The sequence below is a fragment of the Chryseobacterium rhizoplanae genome (genome assembly GCF_900182655.1).
Lineage (GTDB): Bacteria > Bacteroidota > Bacteroidia > Flavobacteriales > Weeksellaceae > Chryseobacterium > Chryseobacterium rhizoplanae.
The window spans coordinates 96,764-114,277 of the sequence record NZ_FXTC01000003.1; the positions used below are offsets into that span (position 1 = coordinate 96,764).

At 32.0% G+C, this 17,514-nt stretch carries 16 protein-coding genes; all 16 read right to left on the bottom strand.

What is annotated here, in order from left to right; all coding sequences use genetic code 11:
* Positions 1–216: 216 nt before the first annotated feature.
* Positions 217–1,518, bottom strand: coding sequence for a 30S ribosomal protein S12 methylthiotransferase RimO (rimO, locus tag FN817_RS09060; RefSeq protein ID WP_142717645.1), 1,302 nt, complete (start codon positions 1,516–1,518; stop codon positions 217–219).
* 96 nt (positions 1,519–1,614) lie between these two features.
* On the bottom strand, positions 1,615–2,160 hold the full coding sequence (rfbC, locus tag FN817_RS09065; RefSeq protein WP_142717646.1) for a dTDP-4-dehydrorhamnose 3,5-epimerase: 546 nt from the start codon (positions 2,158–2,160) through the stop codon (positions 1,615–1,617).
* A gap of 15 nt (positions 2,161–2,175) precedes the next feature.
* Positions 2,176–2,745 carry a sugar transferase gene (locus FN817_RS09070; protein ID WP_142717647.1) on the bottom strand — a complete coding sequence of 190 codons (570 nt, stop codon included), beginning with the start codon at positions 2,743–2,745 and terminating at the stop codon, positions 2,176–2,178.
* 14 nt (positions 2,746–2,759) lie between these two features.
* Positions 2,760–3,896 (bottom strand): aminotransferase class I/II-fold pyridoxal phosphate-dependent enzyme, encoded by a 1,137-nt coding sequence (locus FN817_RS09075; protein WP_142717648.1) that lies wholly within the window; start codon positions 3,894–3,896, stop codon positions 2,760–2,762.
* Positions 3,897–3,916: 20 nt separating this feature from the next.
* The gene (locus FN817_RS09080) at positions 3,917–4,510 is read right to left on the bottom strand and encodes an acetyltransferase (RefSeq protein ID WP_142717649.1); all 594 of its coding nucleotides are present in this window, start codon (positions 4,508–4,510) and stop codon (positions 3,917–3,919) included.
* Positions 4,511–4,519: 9 nt separating this feature from the next.
* A complete protein-coding gene (locus tag FN817_RS09085) occupies positions 4,520–5,122 on the bottom strand; it encodes a sugar transferase (protein WP_142717650.1) in 603 nt (200 codons plus the stop codon).
* Positions 5,123–5,172: 50 nt separating this feature from the next.
* A complete protein-coding gene (locus FN817_RS23520) occupies positions 5,173–6,297 on the bottom strand; it encodes an O-antigen ligase family protein (protein WP_317129977.1) in 1,125 nt (374 codons plus the stop codon).
* Between the two features lie 88 nt (positions 6,298–6,385).
* Positions 6,386–7,618, bottom strand: a complete 1,233-nt coding sequence (locus FN817_RS09095) for a glycosyltransferase family 4 protein (protein WP_142717652.1) — start codon at positions 7,616–7,618, stop codon at positions 6,386–6,388.
* Between the two features lie 14 nt (positions 7,619–7,632).
* Positions 7,633–8,877, bottom strand: coding sequence for a hypothetical protein (locus tag FN817_RS09100; protein ID WP_142717653.1), 1,245 nt, complete (start codon positions 8,875–8,877; stop codon positions 7,633–7,635).
* 31 nt (positions 8,878–8,908) lie between these two features.
* Positions 8,909–10,738 (bottom strand): glucosamine 6-phosphate synthetase, encoded by a 1,830-nt coding sequence (locus FN817_RS09105; protein ID WP_142717654.1) that lies wholly within the window; start codon positions 10,736–10,738, stop codon positions 8,909–8,911.
* Positions 10,739–10,751: 13 nt separating this feature from the next.
* A complete protein-coding gene (locus FN817_RS09110; RefSeq protein WP_142717655.1) occupies positions 10,752–11,903 on the bottom strand; it encodes a glycosyltransferase in 1,152 nt (383 codons plus the stop codon).
* Positions 11,896–13,155, bottom strand: coding sequence for an O-antigen polymerase (locus tag FN817_RS09115; protein WP_142717656.1), 1,260 nt, complete (start codon positions 13,153–13,155; stop codon positions 11,896–11,898). Before FN817_RS09115 ends, FN817_RS09110 begins: the two co-directional genes overlap by 8 nt.
* A 13-nt stretch (positions 13,156–13,168) precedes the next feature.
* Positions 13,169–14,350, bottom strand: a complete 1,182-nt coding sequence (locus FN817_RS09120) for a lipopolysaccharide biosynthesis protein (RefSeq protein ID WP_142717657.1) — start codon at positions 14,348–14,350, stop codon at positions 13,169–13,171.
* Complete coding sequence (locus FN817_RS09125; protein WP_142717658.1) at positions 14,347–15,090, bottom strand: PHP domain-containing protein; 744 nt, start codon at positions 15,088–15,090, stop codon at positions 14,347–14,349. Before FN817_RS09125 ends, FN817_RS09120 begins: the two co-directional genes overlap by 4 nt.
* The gene (locus tag FN817_RS09130) at positions 15,060–16,127 is read right to left on the bottom strand and encodes an ATP-grasp domain-containing protein (protein WP_142717659.1); all 1,068 of its coding nucleotides are present in this window, start codon (positions 16,125–16,127) and stop codon (positions 15,060–15,062) included. Before FN817_RS09130 ends, FN817_RS09125 begins: the two co-directional genes overlap by 31 nt.
* On the bottom strand, positions 16,124–17,503 hold the full coding sequence (locus FN817_RS09135) for a polysaccharide deacetylase family protein (RefSeq protein ID WP_142717660.1): 1,380 nt from the start codon (positions 17,501–17,503) through the stop codon (positions 16,124–16,126). The genes FN817_RS09130 and FN817_RS09135 overlap by 4 nt, the downstream gene beginning before the upstream one ends.
* Between the last annotated feature and the right edge of the window lie 11 nt (positions 17,504–17,514).

Here is a 17,514-nt window from a genome sequence, read left to right on the forward strand (position 1 = left end):
ATATTATTTAAAAATATTGCTTATTGCGCAAATTTAAGATATAATTTTCGAATTTATATACTTTATAAAAGAAATTTGAAAAATCTTAATTATGCAAAATATCAACCAATTGATTATCAATAAAATAAAAACAAGCCACCGAGAAAATTCTATGTTAATTTTCGTTAATAACTTAATTTTACAAATCTTACTTCCAACTGATTAATAAGTATTTAGCTAGACTAATTCTCCGTATAAGTCAAACTCTTCGGCTGAAGTAATTTTAACCTCTGCAAATTCACCTATAGAGATATAAGTATCTTCAGCAGAAACCAAAACTGTATTGTCCACATCCGGTGAGTCATACTCCGTTCTTCCGATAAAATAATTCCCTTCTTTACGGTCAAAAATACATCTGAATATTTTACCTACTTTTTCCTGGTTTTTCTCCCACGAAATCTGAGACTGCAATTCCATGATTTCTTCTACTCTTGCTTCCTTTACCTCCTGTGGAATATCATCTTCTAATACGTAAGCCGTAGTATTCTCTTCATGAGAATAAGTAAAGCATCCCAATCTGTCAAATTTCTGCTCTCTTACCCAGTCTTTCAGTTCCTGGAATCTTTCTTCTGTTTCCCCAGGATATCCAACGATAAGCGTTGTTCTGATTGCCATATCCGGAACTATTTCTCTGAACTTTCCTAAAAGAGCATCTGTTTTCTCATGAGTAGTTCCTCTCTTCATAGATTTCAACAAATCGGAATTGATATGTTGAAGAGGGATATCTATATAGTTACAAACTTTAGGTTCTTCACGGATAATATCAAGAACATCTTCAGGGAAACCGCTTGGGAAAGCATAATGAAGACGAATCCATTCTACACCTTCTACTTTCACCAATTCTTTTAAAAGATCTCCTAATGCTCTTTTTTTATAAAGATCAAGACCATAGTAAGTAAGATCCTGTGCGATAAGAATCAATTCTTTTGTTCCTTTTTTTGCCAGTTTCTGAGCTTCTAAAACCAGCTTTTCGATAGGGGTTGACATATGTCCTCCTCTCATCAATGGGATTGCGCAGAAAGAACATGGTCTGTCACAACCTTCTGAAATTTTAAGGTAGGCATAATGTTTTGGAGTCGTTGTAAGTCTCTCTCCTACCAGTTCATGTTTATAATCTGCTCCAAGATGTTTAAGAAGCACCGGAAGGTCTCTTGTTCCGAAATACTGGTCTACATCCGGAATCTCTTTTATCAAATCCGGCTTGTATCTTTCTGATAAACATCCTGTAACGAATACTTTCTCAACCTCTCCTCTATTTTTAGCCTCCACATAATCAAGGATGGTGTTAATAGATTCTTCTTTAGCATTATCAATAAATCCGCAGGTATTGATGACAACAATGTCACCACGGTCTTCATGAACCACTTCTTTGCCATTAGCCTTCAGCTGGCTCATTAATACTTCAGAATCATATACATTCTTGGAACACCCAAGAGTGACTACATTGATTTTCTTCTTCCCTACAGATTTTGTACGCATCGTTTTGATTTTGAGTCTGCAAAGATACAAAATATTGAAGAGTTAAGAATTAAAAAATAAAAACCACTTTATAAAAGTGGTTTTCAGGGATATATTTTAAAAGTTTTTGTCTTTAAATCCAGGAGCGTTCTGGTCTTTTTCCGAAAGTATGGCATCTTTTTCATCCACTTTCCAATCGATATTAAGATCCGGATCATTAAACTTTACGCTGCCTTCTGATTCTTTGTTATAAAAGTTATCGCATTTGTAGGAAAATACAGCGTGAGTACTTAATACGGCAAACCCGTGTCCAAAACCTCTCGGTACATAAAGCTGTAGTTTGTTTTCTGCGGTAAGCTCTATTCCGAACCATTTCCCAAAGGTAGGAGAATCTTCTCTAAGATCTACGGCAACATCCCATACACTGCCTTCCAGGCAAGATACCAGTTTTGCCTGTGCATGCTCCCCTTTCTGGAGATGTAATCCTCGTAATACACCATAAGATGATCTGGAAATATTATCCTGTACAAAGTGGCCGTTCATTCCTGTGAGTTCTTCGAATTTTTTTTCGTTGAACTTTTCAAAGAAGTAGCCTCTTTCATCCTCAAATAGGGTAGGCTCTATGATATAGCAATCTTTAAGCGGGGTTTCTTTAATTTTCATAATAGTAAAAAAACTCTATTTCAATATGGTTATTATTGTTTTAAATAAAATCTTTGTATCATTTTTGAAAGACATATTTTCAAAATAATCAAGATTCATTTTTACTTTGTTCGGAAATAATATTTCATCATTATACTTCAACGGATTCTCCTGGTTGTTCAGAAGATTTTCTTCGTCCCTGTATTTAATGCTTGCTTCACAGGTTAACCCTGGTTTTAATTCCAGAACTTTTCTATCTGCTCCGGCAAGTTTATCGTAATACCCTTCAATATCTGGTCTGGGGCCCACAAAACTCATATCACCTTTTAAAATATTAAATAACTGGGGAAATTCATCAAATTTAAATTTCCTGAGGGTCTGCCCTATTTTGGAGCATATTCTTTTGTTATCATGAATTGTTTTAAATTTATATATGGTAAATGGCTTTCCATGCTGTCCTATCCGGGTCTGAAAAAAAATTCCATTTGATGATGTATCAAGACTTGCAACCACAAATAAAATAATCAGTACCGGCATAAGAAAGAGGATCAATATTACCGCTAAGATAAAATCAAAAACAACTTTCCAATATTTGTACTGATTCATTAAATGCAATGATATTAAGCTCCAAAGTAGCTACGGATGACGGTTGCTATTCTTTCTCTGTCATCATCTGACAAGTTAGACCCTGATGGAAGACATAATCCGTTATCAAAAAGATTCTCGGAAATTTTTCCTCCGTAATAAGGAGAAGATTCAAAAACCGGCTGTAGATGCATAGGCTTCCAAAGTGGTCTTGATTCTATATTATCTTCTAAAAATGCAAGTCTTAAACCTTCTCTGTTTTTTCCTGTAACCTGCGGATCAACAATAATGGCAGATAACCAGTGATTTGAATAAAAATCATTTCCAGGCTCAGAGAATACGGTCACTCCTTCAATATTTTTGAAAGTCTCAAAATAGAAATCATGCATTGCTCTACGCGCTTCCACTCTATTTTTAAGTACTTCCATCTGCCCTCTTCCTATTCCTGCAACAATATTGCTCATTCTGTAGTTGAAACCAATATGTGAATGCTGGTAATGAGGTGCATTGTCTCTTGCCTGAGTAGAAAGGAAAACCGTTTTATCTTTATCTTCCTGAGTGTGGCAAACCAAAGCTCCTCCTCCTGATGTGGTAATAATTTTGTTCCCGTTAAAGCTTAATACTCCAAAACGTCCAAATGTTCCACAAGCCTGTCCTTTGTAAGTAGAACCAAGAGCTTCTGCGGCATCTTCTATAACAGGAATCTGGAATTCCTGAGCAATAGCTGTAATTTCGTCCATTTTTGCAGGCATCCCATACAAATGAACTACAATGATAGCTTTAGGTTTTATTCCTTTTTGAATTCTGTCTTCAACGGCTTCTCTTAAAGCTTTTGGACACATATTCCAGGTATCAGGCTCGCTGTCTACAAAAACAGGAGTTCCTCCACAGTAAGCAATAGGATTGGCTGATGCTGAGAAAGTCATTGACTGGCAGATGACCTCATCACCATGCTCTACTCCACATTCAATAAGTGCAAGGTGTAATGCTGCGGTACCTGCTGAAAGAACGGCAACTTTTGCATTTTCGCCCAAAAACTGCTCCAGATCTTTTTCAAGTCCGTCAACATTAGGTCCCAATGGTGCTACCCAGTTTTCTTCAAATGCTTCATTGATATATTTTTGTTCGTTACCTCCCATATGGGGTGAAGACAACCAGATTTTAGTATTCATATTTTTGATTAGTAATTTGTTTATATAATATTTTTCTTAATAATTCTACCGGGATTGCCCACTACAACTGAATAATCAGGGATGTCATTAATAATTACCGCTCCGGCACCTATTACACACCATTTTCCTACTTTAATTCCTTGTATTACCGAAGCTCCGATTCCAATCTGAGAACCTTCTCCAATTTCCACTCCTCCTGCAAGTGCCGAATTGGGTGAAATATGAACAAAGTCTTCAATCATACAATCATGATCTACAGAGGCATTGGTATTGATGATACAGTGTTTACCAACAGTGGTATCAGCATTAATCACTACACCGCCCATTACTACTGTTCCCGATTCAATCTTTACAGACTGAGAAATTACAGATTTTGGGTGTATTAAGATACCTATTTCATGTTTAATTTGTTCCGATATTTTTTTTCGGGTAGAATTATTTCCGATTGAAATAATCAGTTTTTCTTTATCTTCAGGTAAATTATTCAATACAGGAAATCCATAGCATTCATTTTTAGTGATATCCTGATCAATAAATGCCTTAATCTTTATGTCATTAGCCATTGCAATATCTGCAATTACTTTTCCGTGTCCACTTGCTCCAAATAAATACATAACGATCAATTAATTTCCCTGAAAGGGTTCTATGGTTACATGTCCGTCAGCAGAAACTCCTTCTCTTATAAAAACTTTTTTAGCGGTTAAAAAGAAGATTTTTACATCTAACATCAATGATATATTTTCTACATACCATACGTCGTAATCAAACTTTTGGTTCCACGATATTGCATTTCTACCATTTACCTGTGCCCAACCTGTAATTCCTGGTCTCACGTCATGTCTTCTGGCCTGATGTTGATTATATAAAGGTAAATACTGAACCAGAAGAGGTCTTGGTCCGATAAGTGACATATCTCCCTTCAAAACATTGATTAATTGTGGAATTTCATCCAAAGATGTTTTACGGACGAAAGATCCTATTGCTGTTAGTCTTTCTGCATCTGATAAAAGGTTTCCGTTAGAATCCTTTTTATCATTCATTGTTTTAAACTTTATAATTTTAAATATCTTACCATTTCTGCCAGGTCTCTGTTGAAAGAAAAAGGGTTTACCATTATTGGAAATAAACAATCCAATCATTACAATAAGAAAAATGGGTAGTAGAAAGGTAATTCCTATGAGAGAAATTACAAAGTCGAAAATCCTCTTTAAATAATTTTTGTACATTTTTAGAAATTAAGTGTATCAATCATCATATACTTTTTATAAATATTTTTTTAAATTTCCTGTGTTTTTGCTGTATAACCAATACCTATAATTATTGAGCTAAAGTACAAAAATTCCGGTATATTGAAAAGATTGCAGGAAGTCTGTACTAAGGTAAAGTATTGCAAAAATAACGCAAAAATCAGTTTATAGTATATATTTCCCTTTTGAATTTCCCAAAATAAGGCAGCATTTTTTAAAACAGGTAAAAACTTTAGGAAATAAATAATTAATCCTAAAATACCCGTAGCCATTAAAAGCTCTAAAAAGATGTTATGCGGATGAACACCGTCCTCATATAAAATCCTTCCCCCTAAAAAACGATTTGAATTAAAGATTTCAATAGCTCTGCTGTATAATGGTTCTCTTCCCGATGTATCACCATGTGCAACCCATTTATACATTCTGTTAAAGCTTGTTATTTGCTCGTTTCCATAATATTCATGTAAAATAACCAAGCCTATGAATAACAAAACCAATGTAATCATATATAACAGATATTTTTTATTTCCTTTTAAAAGAATCATGTAAAAAGAACACACAAAAACAGCTAATAACGGACTTCTCGCCATAGACTGAATCACATTGAAGAGACCTAAAAAAAGACAGAAAAATAAAAAAAATGAGTTATAATCTTTTTTACAAAACAGAATTAGAAATAACGATATGATAAATAATGAGGCGCCAATATGTCCGTACATGATATAATATGTACTAAAAATATGATCTAATGTGATAAAACCATATATATAGTTTACAATGAGAAGACCGCATAAAATAGTGATAGAATAATTTGTTATGCTCTTGAAATCGACTTTATTGTAATTAATACATAATAATGCAAAACTTGGTAAAAGTACTATAAATAAGATCCTGAAGATGTCTTCATTCTCTGATAATAGTACTTCCTGATTAAAAGGATAATTATTAAACGAATAGATAAGCTTGATGATATAAAAAATCCAGAATCCAACAAGGCTTATTATTGAAACATTTTTAAGATTAATATTTCTTCTTTCTTTATAGATAATCAATAAAGAAAACAAAATGATTAATATTCTATAGGGAACAGAAAAATTCCTGGGGTCCATTCCCAAAGGTTTTGCAAAAGAAATGGCGATAGTATTTCCCACCATAACAGACAACAGGAATAGTTTATCAATGAAATTATTATTAATAGTAATTTTCAAAATTGCCTATTTTTTTATTTCAGCCAGTGCAAAGCTACTTCTTTTGCTTTAGGGAATGAAATAAAATAGCATCCATGTATTCTTTTCCCAACACAGGATACGTTCTGTTTTCAAAAATCCATTTTCTGCCTTTATCACCTATGGCAATTCTTTCTTCTGAGCTCATTTGGGCATAATACAAAATTGCATCTTTGATATCCTCTGCAGATGTGCTATTGATAAATTTTCCACAATCTGCTTCATTAATCATCGAAGGATATCCGGTGTACGAAGCAATAATTGGTTTTGCAGCCAACATATATTCAACTACTTTATTCATGGATTGTCCATAGTCCCACACTTTTGAATCTTTAGTAGATAGGTACAGAATATCGCAAGCATCAAGAAAATATTTAACTTCACTTTGCTGGATTCTTTGTAAAAATGTAACATTGGAACAATCTTTTAACTGTTCTTCGTAAGATTCTCTGAGATCACCACTTCCAACAAGTACAAAATGGATATTACGATCTTCCTTCATCATCTGTATGGTTTCAATAAAAGGTTCCAACGCATTGGTAACTCCCATACTTCCGGCATAGCCAATGATTACTTTGTCTGATGGTATTATCTCCGAAAACGGATTTTTTTCTTTCAGGAAGTCTTCAGAATAGTTTTCAGGATCAAATCCTAATGGTGAGCAATGAAAAGGTTTTTTATATCCGAGTAATTCTTCTACGTGTAAATCCAGCCTCGGCATTGTTCCTGCAACCAGATCAGCTTTCTTGTATCCAAACTTTTCTATAAATCCTATCAGTAAAACAAGGGGATGTGATTTGGAAAAACCGGCCTCTTCTGTCATCGTTAAAGGCCAGATATCACGGATTTCAAAAACCAGAAAACTGCCAAATTTCTTTTTCAGATAATAACCATAAATAATAGTAAAAATAGAAAGTGATGAAACAATAACCACATCAGGTTTTGTCATCCCGGAAAGTTTCATAGAAAATAGCTTTCTTTCAAAATCAAACCACGATAAAATCCTGTCTATAGATGCTGTTTTAGTATATTTTTTTGTCTTAATCCATCTTATTGCCACCCCATCCTGTTCTTCATCATTATAGATCTTGTCAGTTTCAGGACAATGGGTAAAATGATTAGAATCTGAAGTTATCATGAGGGTATTATTCCCCTGTCTTTTAAATTCTCTTGCCAGATAAAACAAACGTGATGGAACTTTTGCGTATTGCGGTGGTGAGGCATATTTGGAAATCAGCCAGATATTCATCAGTAAGTATGTGTTTATTTTAAATTTACAATTTCTTGAAAATACCCTTTATTATCATTGATATAAGGATTTTGATTGGAATAATATGAATATTTAAGTGAAATTTTATCATACATCATATTTACTTCGTTCGTATTCAACATCTTCCACCATCCATAAAAAATATGGGTATAATCTTCAGAAGGTGATAATCCCTTATCTCCTTTTTTAAGATTACTTCTAAAATTACTGTTATTCCCATCGACAAAATTATTGAAGGTGTAAATCCCATCTTTAGGGTTATACATTGCAATATTATTCAATAATTGCCTTGAAAGCAGGGTATTAAGTTTATCTAAATATTGAAATTTTGTAGTATCAGACTGAAATGCTAATTTCAGAATATGGAGATAAGCCGGCATTCTTGAAAAATGAGACGCATCCCAATTAACATTTTGATTCTTTTTTAATACCACATCCTGAAAATTAGGGTGATCTTTCCAGACATTGGGCTGAAGATACCATACATTATCCTGGAATACTACTTTTTTCTGCATTACCTGATAAAAAGAGTTTCTAATGTTTATCAAATCCCTTGTAGCGGTAAGCGAGGCATCTTTTTCTATAAGTGAAAGACTAACTCCTGTTCCCATAATATAAAGCTCAAGATCAGTAAATGCACTATAATAGCTCATATCTCCATTATATTCACCCGTCAGCAAAAACTCTACTCTCTGTTTTACTCCATAGAATTTCCTGGATTCTGCTTCCCAAATATTTGCATAGGCATTGTTCCAATAGTTTAATATCTCTTTTTTGATGAAATTAAACATTTTGGTCTTTTCTGCATCGCCACGTATGCCACTTCTTCTAAGATATTCGGAAACTGTAAAATAGAAAGTTCTTTTACTTAAATCATCTATATCTGCTCTATTCTTTATGGTAAGCAGCCTTTCATAAGTAAAAAGCACCTGCAGTCTTTTTATAATTTCCTGATTTTTCGTATCATAACCATATTGTATAGGAATATATAAAAAAGCGGCACAATCATAAGCTGCATTGGGCCAATTTGCCATTTTTGTTTCGGAAGCAAAAATATCATTGTAATGGTTGATGAGAGTAACGATTTCTGTCGTTTTCAGATTTTGCTGTCTGAAAACAGGCTCAACCGATATTAATGAAGTTTTATTTACAGATGCTTGTACCACCGGACAAATGCTGATGGTACAAAACAAATAAATAAAAATAAACCTCAGTTTATAAATTAATAAATTTTTCATCTATAAATAGGCATTTAATAATTAGTATCAATTATTGCTTATACAATTTTGGAATATTGTTAACGATTTTTATCACACGTTCAAAATCCAGTCCTAAAGTATCAAGATACCATCTGATGTTCTGATAACGTGGAGCGTTCTCTATTTCGACAAGTTCTAAAGCTCTTTCTCTTGTCATTTGTCCTTCTCTGATCTGATTACTTCTGAATGTATCATGTTCTGTAAAGCCGGCTACGGTATAATATACATAATTATAAAAAGCTGCCGTACCATCTCCAATTCTCCAGGTAGTAGTGGTGTCTATTGCTTTTTCCCAATCATAATGATTTAAAAGAGTATCATCTACCTGCTCTTCATCCCATCTCCAGTAATCAAAAATATGATAATAATCCTGCTTATCAGTAAAGCTACGGTAATATTCTCCTGAAAGAGTATCCCAAAGTGAGCTGTTGAAATATCCCGGACTCTGCATCATCGCTCTGAATCTTTTAGAATGGTATCTCAGCTGTTTCATAGCACCATGGCTGTATACTCTTTTTTCTTCAAAATCAGGTTCAATATCTAGAAATCCTGTCTTAAAGTGAGTTACCTCCAATGGATTCACCCCCCAAAGATTAAGGTTGATTCCCGTTTGTTTCTTGATATCTTCTACATATCTGAAGAAATGTTTATCTCCTGCTGTAAGCATTGCCATCATTCCTAAATGCGGAGCTTTAAGCCATGCTTCAAGATTCATTCTGATATTCTTTCTTTTGAGTGAGATATCTGCTGCAACAATAATATTTTCTACCCCAAGATCCGCACACATACGGCTGATATTTCTTCGGCCAAGATCTGTTACCATTCCCCAATCATAGGTATACGTTACAGGTTTCATTTCCAGCTCTTTTACAATAAGGTGTAATCCATAACAGCTGTCTCTACCTCCTGAAAAAGGAACGATACAGTCTAATTCTTTTCCTTTTCTTCTGTATGGCTCAACCAATTTGAATAATTCTTCTTTCGGTTTCGGATTATTTCTTGGTTTATAATTTTTACAGTAATTGCATACTCCTGCTTCATCAAATTTTATAAAAGGCATTGTTTCCGGCAGTATACATTTTGTACATCTCTTGATGTTTATTTTTTTGTATTCCAGTAAGCCTTCTTCAATTGTATTAAATTTAAATTCAGGAATCAAATTTTCTACTCTGCTTTTCTCATCTACAATATCCAATTTTTCTCCTGAAACAGGGATGTCAAGAATCATAGCTTCATCTTTTATCTGACTGATATTCTCACAGCCAATAATTTTAAGCCCATAATTCTCTGAAGCAAAATAAGTTTTATCTTCATTATACCCCACGTATAAACTTCCGTTATTGGAGAAAAGAAGCAACTTTCCTATTTCCGGCAACACAAGGGCACACGCAACAACCCCTTTACATAAGGAAAGTATTTCTTTAGGAAGATCTTCAATTTTGTTCTCCTTATTATTAAGAAATTCTTCTGCAATGGCTACAATAACCTCGGAATCAATCTTCAGCTGTCTGCTTACTGATAATTTATTCCAAACTTCATCTTCATTTACAATGATACCGTTGTGTATAGCACATATATTTCCTCTCACCACAGGCTGGTTATCCCCCAGACCATTGGTAATTAACCTACTATGTCCCAGTACAATATTATTATTATACGGCTGTACTTTGTTCAGTAATTTTTCAATACTATAATCTGCTCTGTTTACCTTATAGTGATTATTTTGATAATAGATCAAACCACTGGAGTCCACTCCTCTTTGCTCAGAATGTTTTACCAGAGTTTGAAACTTCTGCTTGTTGATATGAGTCTTTGATACGACTCCAAAAATTCCACACATTTGTCTTTATTATTTATTCTTTATTTTTTAAAATATTATTATACATTTTTAGCAGCTCACTTTCCTGAAAGTTCCAGCTAAGCGGGTAAAGATCTTTTTTCACCCTATTATTCAAATCTAAATGCTCAACATCTTTTACAATTTCAAATAAATTTTCAGCGTTCAAGCTACTACATTTTCCTAAATTATATTCAGCAACAATTTTTTTGATATCAGGAAAATCTGATGCTAAAATATATAATTCTGAAAAGGCATATTCAAATAATTTATTCGGTAAGCAATAATAGTCACTTAAAGAGACAGCTTCCACCAGACAAAGTCCTACATCTGCAGAGGTAGACACCTCTACGACCTGATGATGCGGAACCGCCGGATGATAATGAATATTATCATTATTGAGTGCTATTTTTTTAATTTCATCAACATATTCACCATAACCAATAAAAACAATATGGGAATCTACTTCTTTTCTTTGGAAAACATCCAGATACAAATTTACACCTCTTCCTACTTCACTTATTATTCCCAGGTATAAAAATATTTTTTTCCCTTCAGGAATATTAAATTTTTCCCTGAGATAATTATTTTTAATGTTTTCTTTTTGAGAAGGATCAAGCAAAGGAGAATTTAATATTAATACACTTTCCTTTTTCCCAAGATGCTCATCATACCAATCAATAATTGAAGGGCTCACACTAATCAGGATATCAATATCTTTCCATAATATTTTTTCAATAAAAAGAGTATACTTTGAAAGTATTTTTGATTGGCCTGCCTTGTCTGATTCAAGTTCATGGGCATCATAGATCAGTTTTGATCCACAAAATAATTTGATCATTTTAGCTATGGGCAAATACAGGGTATCATGACAATGAATGATATCCGGTTTATATTTGATCCCAGGGAAAACCATTCTAATAAATGCCTCTATAAGATTAAGAAAATATCTGACAGGTCTTGGTAAAAATTTCAGATTTTTTGTAGCGATATTGAACACCTTAATAAAAGGCATATGTTCTGTTTCGTATTTATGTCCTTCAGAATCATCAATGCCATAAGCAACCAAGGTGGTATTTTCGATTTTCCGGACAGCCTTCAGCTCTTTTAATATCCTACTGTCATATCGGATATCTGTAGGTGAAAGATGAAGTATTTTTTTATTCATTTTTTTTATATCTAGGCATTAAATAAAGTAAAAAGCAAACGGCTAAAAACCCACCTGAAATAAGTGCTGTAAAAAAAGCTCCATTGATAAATAGGGCTCCGAAAGAAAAACTAGAAATCAAATATATTCTTGCATCTAATTTAAAGCTTGACATATCAAATACTCTAAAGAAAAAAGCTCTCAAAAGTGGAAATACCAGTAGAGAAACCCATCCAAATTGTGCGTAATCACTTCCAATCAAACCTGTATTGGAAGACATATCCGGGTCATTAAAATAGGTTGCTGCTATTATATAAGGAGAATTATTCTTATGATTTACAGTGGTTTCAAACCAATGCCCGAAATGCTCTCTGAGATAAAGTAATTCATGAGTAGAAAAGTAATCATAATGAAAATAGGCTAATAGCGTAGGTGTAAAATAGGTTCTTGAATAAAGACCGGCAATACTGATCTGAACACTCTCACTTCCAAATTCGACAAAAAATATCAAAATAAGATTGAAGCCGATAAATGCATGCAGGAGATACTTATTATATTCTTTCTTATAAAAAAAGTAAATAAGTATGGTCAATATTAACAATACAAAATCTGTCTTATGTGCACCAAAGGAATACATCATTAAGCCAAAGAAGAAAAATACACAGCTCAGAAAAACATTTTTTTGTATCAGATAATACATAAAAGAAATGGTAATAAACATACTTGCTATCGGGCGGAGATAATTGATAAACGACGGCATATTTAATTCACTGACTTTTGCCCGTATTTCATATACTTCTTCAAAGTCAAACTTAATATTAAAACCATTATATATGACGGAGAAAACAATCATCATCAGCACCACTGTGTATAGCAAAATTTTAAACAAAATCATCGATTGAGAATTGTCAAAAATTTTATAATATTTCACTTTTCCATATCTTATATAAAACAAAAAGAGCATGGCACAGTATATAACACTATACAAAAAGAACTCAAAATTATTGGTATATACGCAAAAAGTTAAATTCGGTAAAAAGTATAAGAGATATATTACCATAAGAATTAAACTTGCAGGAGTATCTTTCTCTAAAATCTTTTTAAAAAAATAAGTATAAAATAATATAGCAACGTATGAAAGATTGTTAATTGTATGACTAAATTCTCTTACATAACCAAGATATCCGTAATGTACAGATATTGAATTAACATAGAGATAATCTAAAGATAATTTATATATAATAAAAAATATTAGTAATGTAAAATACTTCATAGCAACAAACAAATCAAGACTTATTAAACAGTAAAGAAAGTAATAAATATCTAAATAGAATTACTCCCACATAAATCCATATAAATAAATCTATTGTAGAACTCTTTCCTAAAAAAAATGAAACAAGCAAAACCAAAGTAGTAATTACCTCCCAAACGAGAAAAATTTTATTTTTCCGCTTAACCAATACTCCGCTTGAGTAATGAGAAAATGATGCAGAAATAATAGTGGTAAAAATTATTATTTTACTCATATCGAAGGCTTTTCTCCATTTATTAATATCAAAAAATAAAGAGAAAAAATATTCACCAAAAATTAAATATACTATAGCAAATAACAAGGCAACTAAAAATAATAATCCAACATAAGTATTCATTTTCTTATTAAGTTTAGTTTTATTGGTTTCTGACAAATCCTTGTAAATTAACCCATTCAAGCTTTCAGATATTAAACTTAATGGTTTATTCACAATTTTAGAAGCCATAAAATAATTTCCCAGAATAGCTTCTCCAAAATAATGCTTTATAAAGAAACTAGGCAGCTCTGCATTAAAAGTATTAATAAAATAAGCTGGCATCTGATGCAATGGAAAGGACTTATATTTTATTATAATGTTATAAAACTCTCTGTAAACAAAATTTCTTCTTTGTATTTTGATATAAAATAATATAAATAGAGTCGCCAAAAAATTAGGTATCACATAAGATAATATCAAAACCCAGTATGATAATTTTATATAGTAACCGGAAAGTATGATGATAACTGCAAACACAGAGTTTAGTATCATTGATTTACTGACAATATTCAACAAGCCTTTTTTTATAAGAATATCTTTTGATGCACTATATAAAGATTGACTAAATGCAACTAATGGTACAATTAAAAAATAGGAATCTATATCAAAAAATAACATTGAAATAAGTATAACGAAAAAGGAAATTAATGAGATGGTTATACTTAAAAAAATAGAAACAGCATATAGCATACTATATTCTTCGCTCTTTGCTGGTAACATAATTGCTTTGTTGTAGGACAAAGTATAAAAGTATGCTAATGGGGCTGAAATTGATAAGATAAAGGAAAGTACTCCAATTTCGTAATCAGAATAAATCCTTCCTGTTAATGGAACTGCAATCAGTAATATTAATTGAGATAATATATTGCTCCCTAAAAAAGATATTATTTTTCTTTTCATAAATTTAAATAATCTTCTTTAGTTCTCTTAAAAAGAGTTTTATATACAATATATATAAACAATTTAAAATTTTTGTTCACATACGCTTTTTTAAGTTGTGATAAAAAAATATCTGATACTGAACTTTTTTTAAGAAATAATGGGGCAATTTCGCCATTCGTTAATGCTTCATGAAATTTCAAATCTTTTTTTTCATATCCTACCACTACATTTAAGAGAGTTTGAGGAATATGAGAATCAGAGCTCCAGATTACCGGTTTTTTATATTTTAGAGCCAACAGATAAGACTTGTAGTTATTAATGACTGATGATCTGGCGTTAAATACTTCTATAACATCAACAGCTTGTGCCAGCTCTTCTATTTGGGTGTGCCCGTCGTATGGATGAGGTAAAATCAGTATTGCATTTTGTTCTTTTGCATTTTTATAAAACTCTTCCCATTTCATATCTGTAATTTCATTCTTTATATTTAATGCAATTACATCTCCCCGATCCGTTTTATATTCTGCAGCAGTAGGTATCTCTACATTCAGATTTTGTTCTTTTATTTTTCTTTGAAGCTCTAAACTTCCTTTTATGGTCTCATGATCAGTTAAAACAACAAAATCAAGTTTTTTATCTTTTATTGTTTTAACTATTTTTTCAATCGTATTTATTCCATCATAGGAATAGGTACTGTGAAAATGAAAAATTCCCTTTTTCATTTTATTTACTTTGAGAAAATTTTCTTTATGGTCCATATTAATTTGATTGAATCGACGAAAAAGTTTTCAAACAAATTCGTATAAGAATCCTTATAAAAATATTCTTTTATTTTATATAGTTTTCCTGTTTTAAGCAAAACCAAAAGATCTCCGTCTAAAACCCAGAAGAACTTTTTTTCAACTTCATATTTTTTCTCAATTTGTTCTTCCACCTTATTTGAATAAGCTTCAATCAAGGTTTTTCCAAAATTGAGTCCTACGACATAAGATAAATCTAATGAACCCCAAAATTTGGGATTTAACTCAATTAAATAATATTGCTGTTTTGTCTCATCATATTTATACTCAATCATTAATGGGCCGGACCAATTTAAATATTCTATAATTTGTTTAGATATATAAAACATTTTTTCACAAAAAATAGACTTGGCAGCTGTACTAGATCCTCCGGTAATTGGTATTTCTCTAATACGTTGGTGCATGTAATAGCTAATGATTTTACCTTCTTTAGCAATACAAAAAAAGCCTCTGCCTACTCCTGACACCTGCTCTTGCATTAATAGTTTTACTCCCCCTGACAAGTATTTTTCTATTTTTTCAAATTCGGATTCAGAACCTAATTTTACATATAACGGATCAAATTTGGCTAAGCTTTCATTACTTGATTTAACAACACAATTCTTATCTCTACTGTATAGTCTTAATTCCTCCAGATTTGAAAATAATTTACATTCAGGATAATTTACATTACTAAGAGAGTTCAAAATTAGCATTTTATCTTTATTTAATGCTATTTCAAGACTCTCTTTTGTAGGTATTAAACATAATTCCCTATATTTTTCAGAGCATATCTTTACAGCTTCGCTCCCTACAGGAATTATAAATTCGGGGTTAATCTGTTTGACTGATTCCTCCAAATTCCCCACAATATAATCTTTGCAATATCCCAATCTTTTAGTAAAAAAAACGGCTTCCTTATCTGTAGCAAAAACCTCATGCATATTGTCTTTATACAATTCCCGCTGTATTGCTATAGAGTTTTTGTAATTTGCATCCGTTATCAAAATTCTCATACTTGCTTTGTATTATTCAGGGTTGAACAAAATTCGAGGATCTGCCAGTATAGCTCTTTCTTTTTTTCATTCTCAAATTCATCATTGTGCCAAAGTAATGAAAATCTCCCACCCACTTTATAACACTGAAGAACTATTTTTTTGACGTAATTAAGAGCTTTATCATCATCTATTCTTATTTTAGAATAATCCAGGACACTTCCTTCCATTATAATCAGAGGTCTTATTTCTACATTTAAAATTGATTTGTTATAGATATCAAATGGTTTATAGGGGAAACATGTTCCGCATCTAAAACCACCTGTTTCATAAAAGGTTAGAGTATTATCATACTTCTGCCCAACTGTAGAAATTTGTCTTAGTGTTTCGAGAAAATTAATTCTTAAATAATGCATTCTACCTCCCATTTCTGTAGGAATGTTCAATTCAGACAAAATTTTTCTGAGCTTCATCCACTCTGTCTTAATATTAAATTTTGATGATGCATTGTAACTATAATGAATACCTACTTCATGGCCTCTATCATTAATTTTTTTTATAAGACGCTTTACAAAACTGGTATAGTTGTATCTAAAATCAAATTTGAAAGAGGTATTGGCTGGAATAAAATAAAATTTACTGATTATACCGTGTTTCTCTGAAACATCCATAAGCCAATCAAATGTATTTGAAGCCTCATTATCAAAAAAAGATTTTCTGTTCATCAGATAAGAAATAGCCAATTTTGGTCTTTTTACGGAATCTATAAGAAAAAGGGCAATAAATTTAATTTTCGGAACACTAATATATCTTGATATTTTATCTACATCGTGGCTTACTTCATAAGAAAACGTATTTTGTTTACAATCAATTTCAGAGGCTAAAAGTATACTTCCAATAAAATAGACCCACTCATCAACTATTGGCCTCAGGTATAATTCATCCTTAAATAAATGTGAGTTTTTCAGCTCAAATCTGGAATGTTTATCTTCAGAATTCACTCCATATTCCTCTAATCTATTGAGAGACCATATCATGTATGATACGAAGTCATAATTTATTGTAAAAACATTATTTTCTTTCCTGATAAACCAGTCTATTTCCGAAACTCCAAATAAAACTAAATTTTCATTTGGAATTTCCAGCCCTGCTGTTTTTGAAATAGATTCTCCAGACACATAACTGAAGACTTTTTCTTTATTGAAAAATGCTTGTCTACCGTTATTTGTAAAGTTAATCGTTACAAAATGACTGTTTTTAGAAAAAATCAGACAAAAGCGGTCCTCAGAGAACTTAACCTGGACATTTACATCAAATCTCTCTCTAAAAATATTACCCACCCAATCTTGCAGCTGATTATCGGAAAGTATTTCTGAGAAATAATTACTTGTTACCAAAATTTAAGCTA

What these genes read in the sequence shown, in the direction of transcription:
- rimO (WP_142717645.1), bottom strand. Translation starts at nt 1,518, where the DNA reads ATGCGTACAAAATCTGTAGGGAAGAAGAAAATCAATGTAGTCACTCTT.
- rfbC (WP_142717646.1), bottom strand. Translation starts at nt 2,160, where the DNA reads ATGAAAATTAAAGAAACCCCGCTTAAAGATTGCTATATCATAGAGCCT.
- FN817_RS09070 (WP_142717647.1), bottom strand. Translation starts at nt 2,745, where the DNA reads ATGAATCAGTACAAATATTGGAAAGTTGTTTTTGATTTTATCTTAGCG.
- FN817_RS09075 (WP_142717648.1), bottom strand. Translation starts at nt 3,896, where the DNA reads ATGAATACTAAAATCTGGTTGTCTTCACCCCATATGGGAGGTAACGAA.
- FN817_RS09080 (WP_142717649.1), bottom strand. Translation starts at nt 4,510, where the DNA reads ATGTATTTATTTGGAGCAAGTGGACACGGAAAAGTAATTGCAGATATT.
- FN817_RS09085 (WP_142717650.1), bottom strand. Translation starts at nt 5,122, where the DNA reads ATGTACAAAAATTATTTAAAGAGGATTTTCGACTTTGTAATTTCTCTC.
- FN817_RS23520 (WP_317129977.1), bottom strand. Translation starts at nt 6,297, where the DNA reads ATGGTGGGAAATACTATCGCCATTTCTTTTGCAAAACCTTTGGGAATG.
- FN817_RS09095 (WP_142717652.1), bottom strand. Translation starts at nt 7,618, where the DNA reads ATGAATATCTGGCTGATTTCCAAATATGCCTCACCACCGCAATACGCA.
- FN817_RS09100 (WP_142717653.1), bottom strand. Translation starts at nt 8,877, where the DNA reads ATGAAAAATTTATTAATTTATAAACTGAGGTTTATTTTTATTTATTTG.
- FN817_RS09105 (WP_142717654.1), bottom strand. Translation starts at nt 10,738, where the DNA reads ATGTGTGGAATTTTTGGAGTCGTATCAAAGACTCATATCAACAAGCAG.
- FN817_RS09110 (WP_142717655.1), bottom strand. Translation starts at nt 11,903, where the DNA reads ATGAATAAAAAAATACTTCATCTTTCACCTACAGATATCCGATATGAC.
- FN817_RS09115 (WP_142717656.1), bottom strand. Translation starts at nt 13,155, where the DNA reads ATGAAGTATTTTACATTACTAATATTTTTTATTATATATAAATTATCT.
- FN817_RS09120 (WP_142717657.1), bottom strand. Translation starts at nt 14,350, where the DNA reads ATGAAAAGAAAAATAATATCTTTTTTAGGGAGCAATATATTATCTCAA.
- FN817_RS09125 (WP_142717658.1), bottom strand. Translation starts at nt 15,090, where the DNA reads ATGGACCATAAAGAAAATTTTCTCAAAGTAAATAAAATGAAAAAGGGA.
- FN817_RS09130 (WP_142717659.1), bottom strand. Translation starts at nt 16,127, where the DNA reads ATGAGAATTTTGATAACGGATGCAAATTACAAAAACTCTATAGCAATA.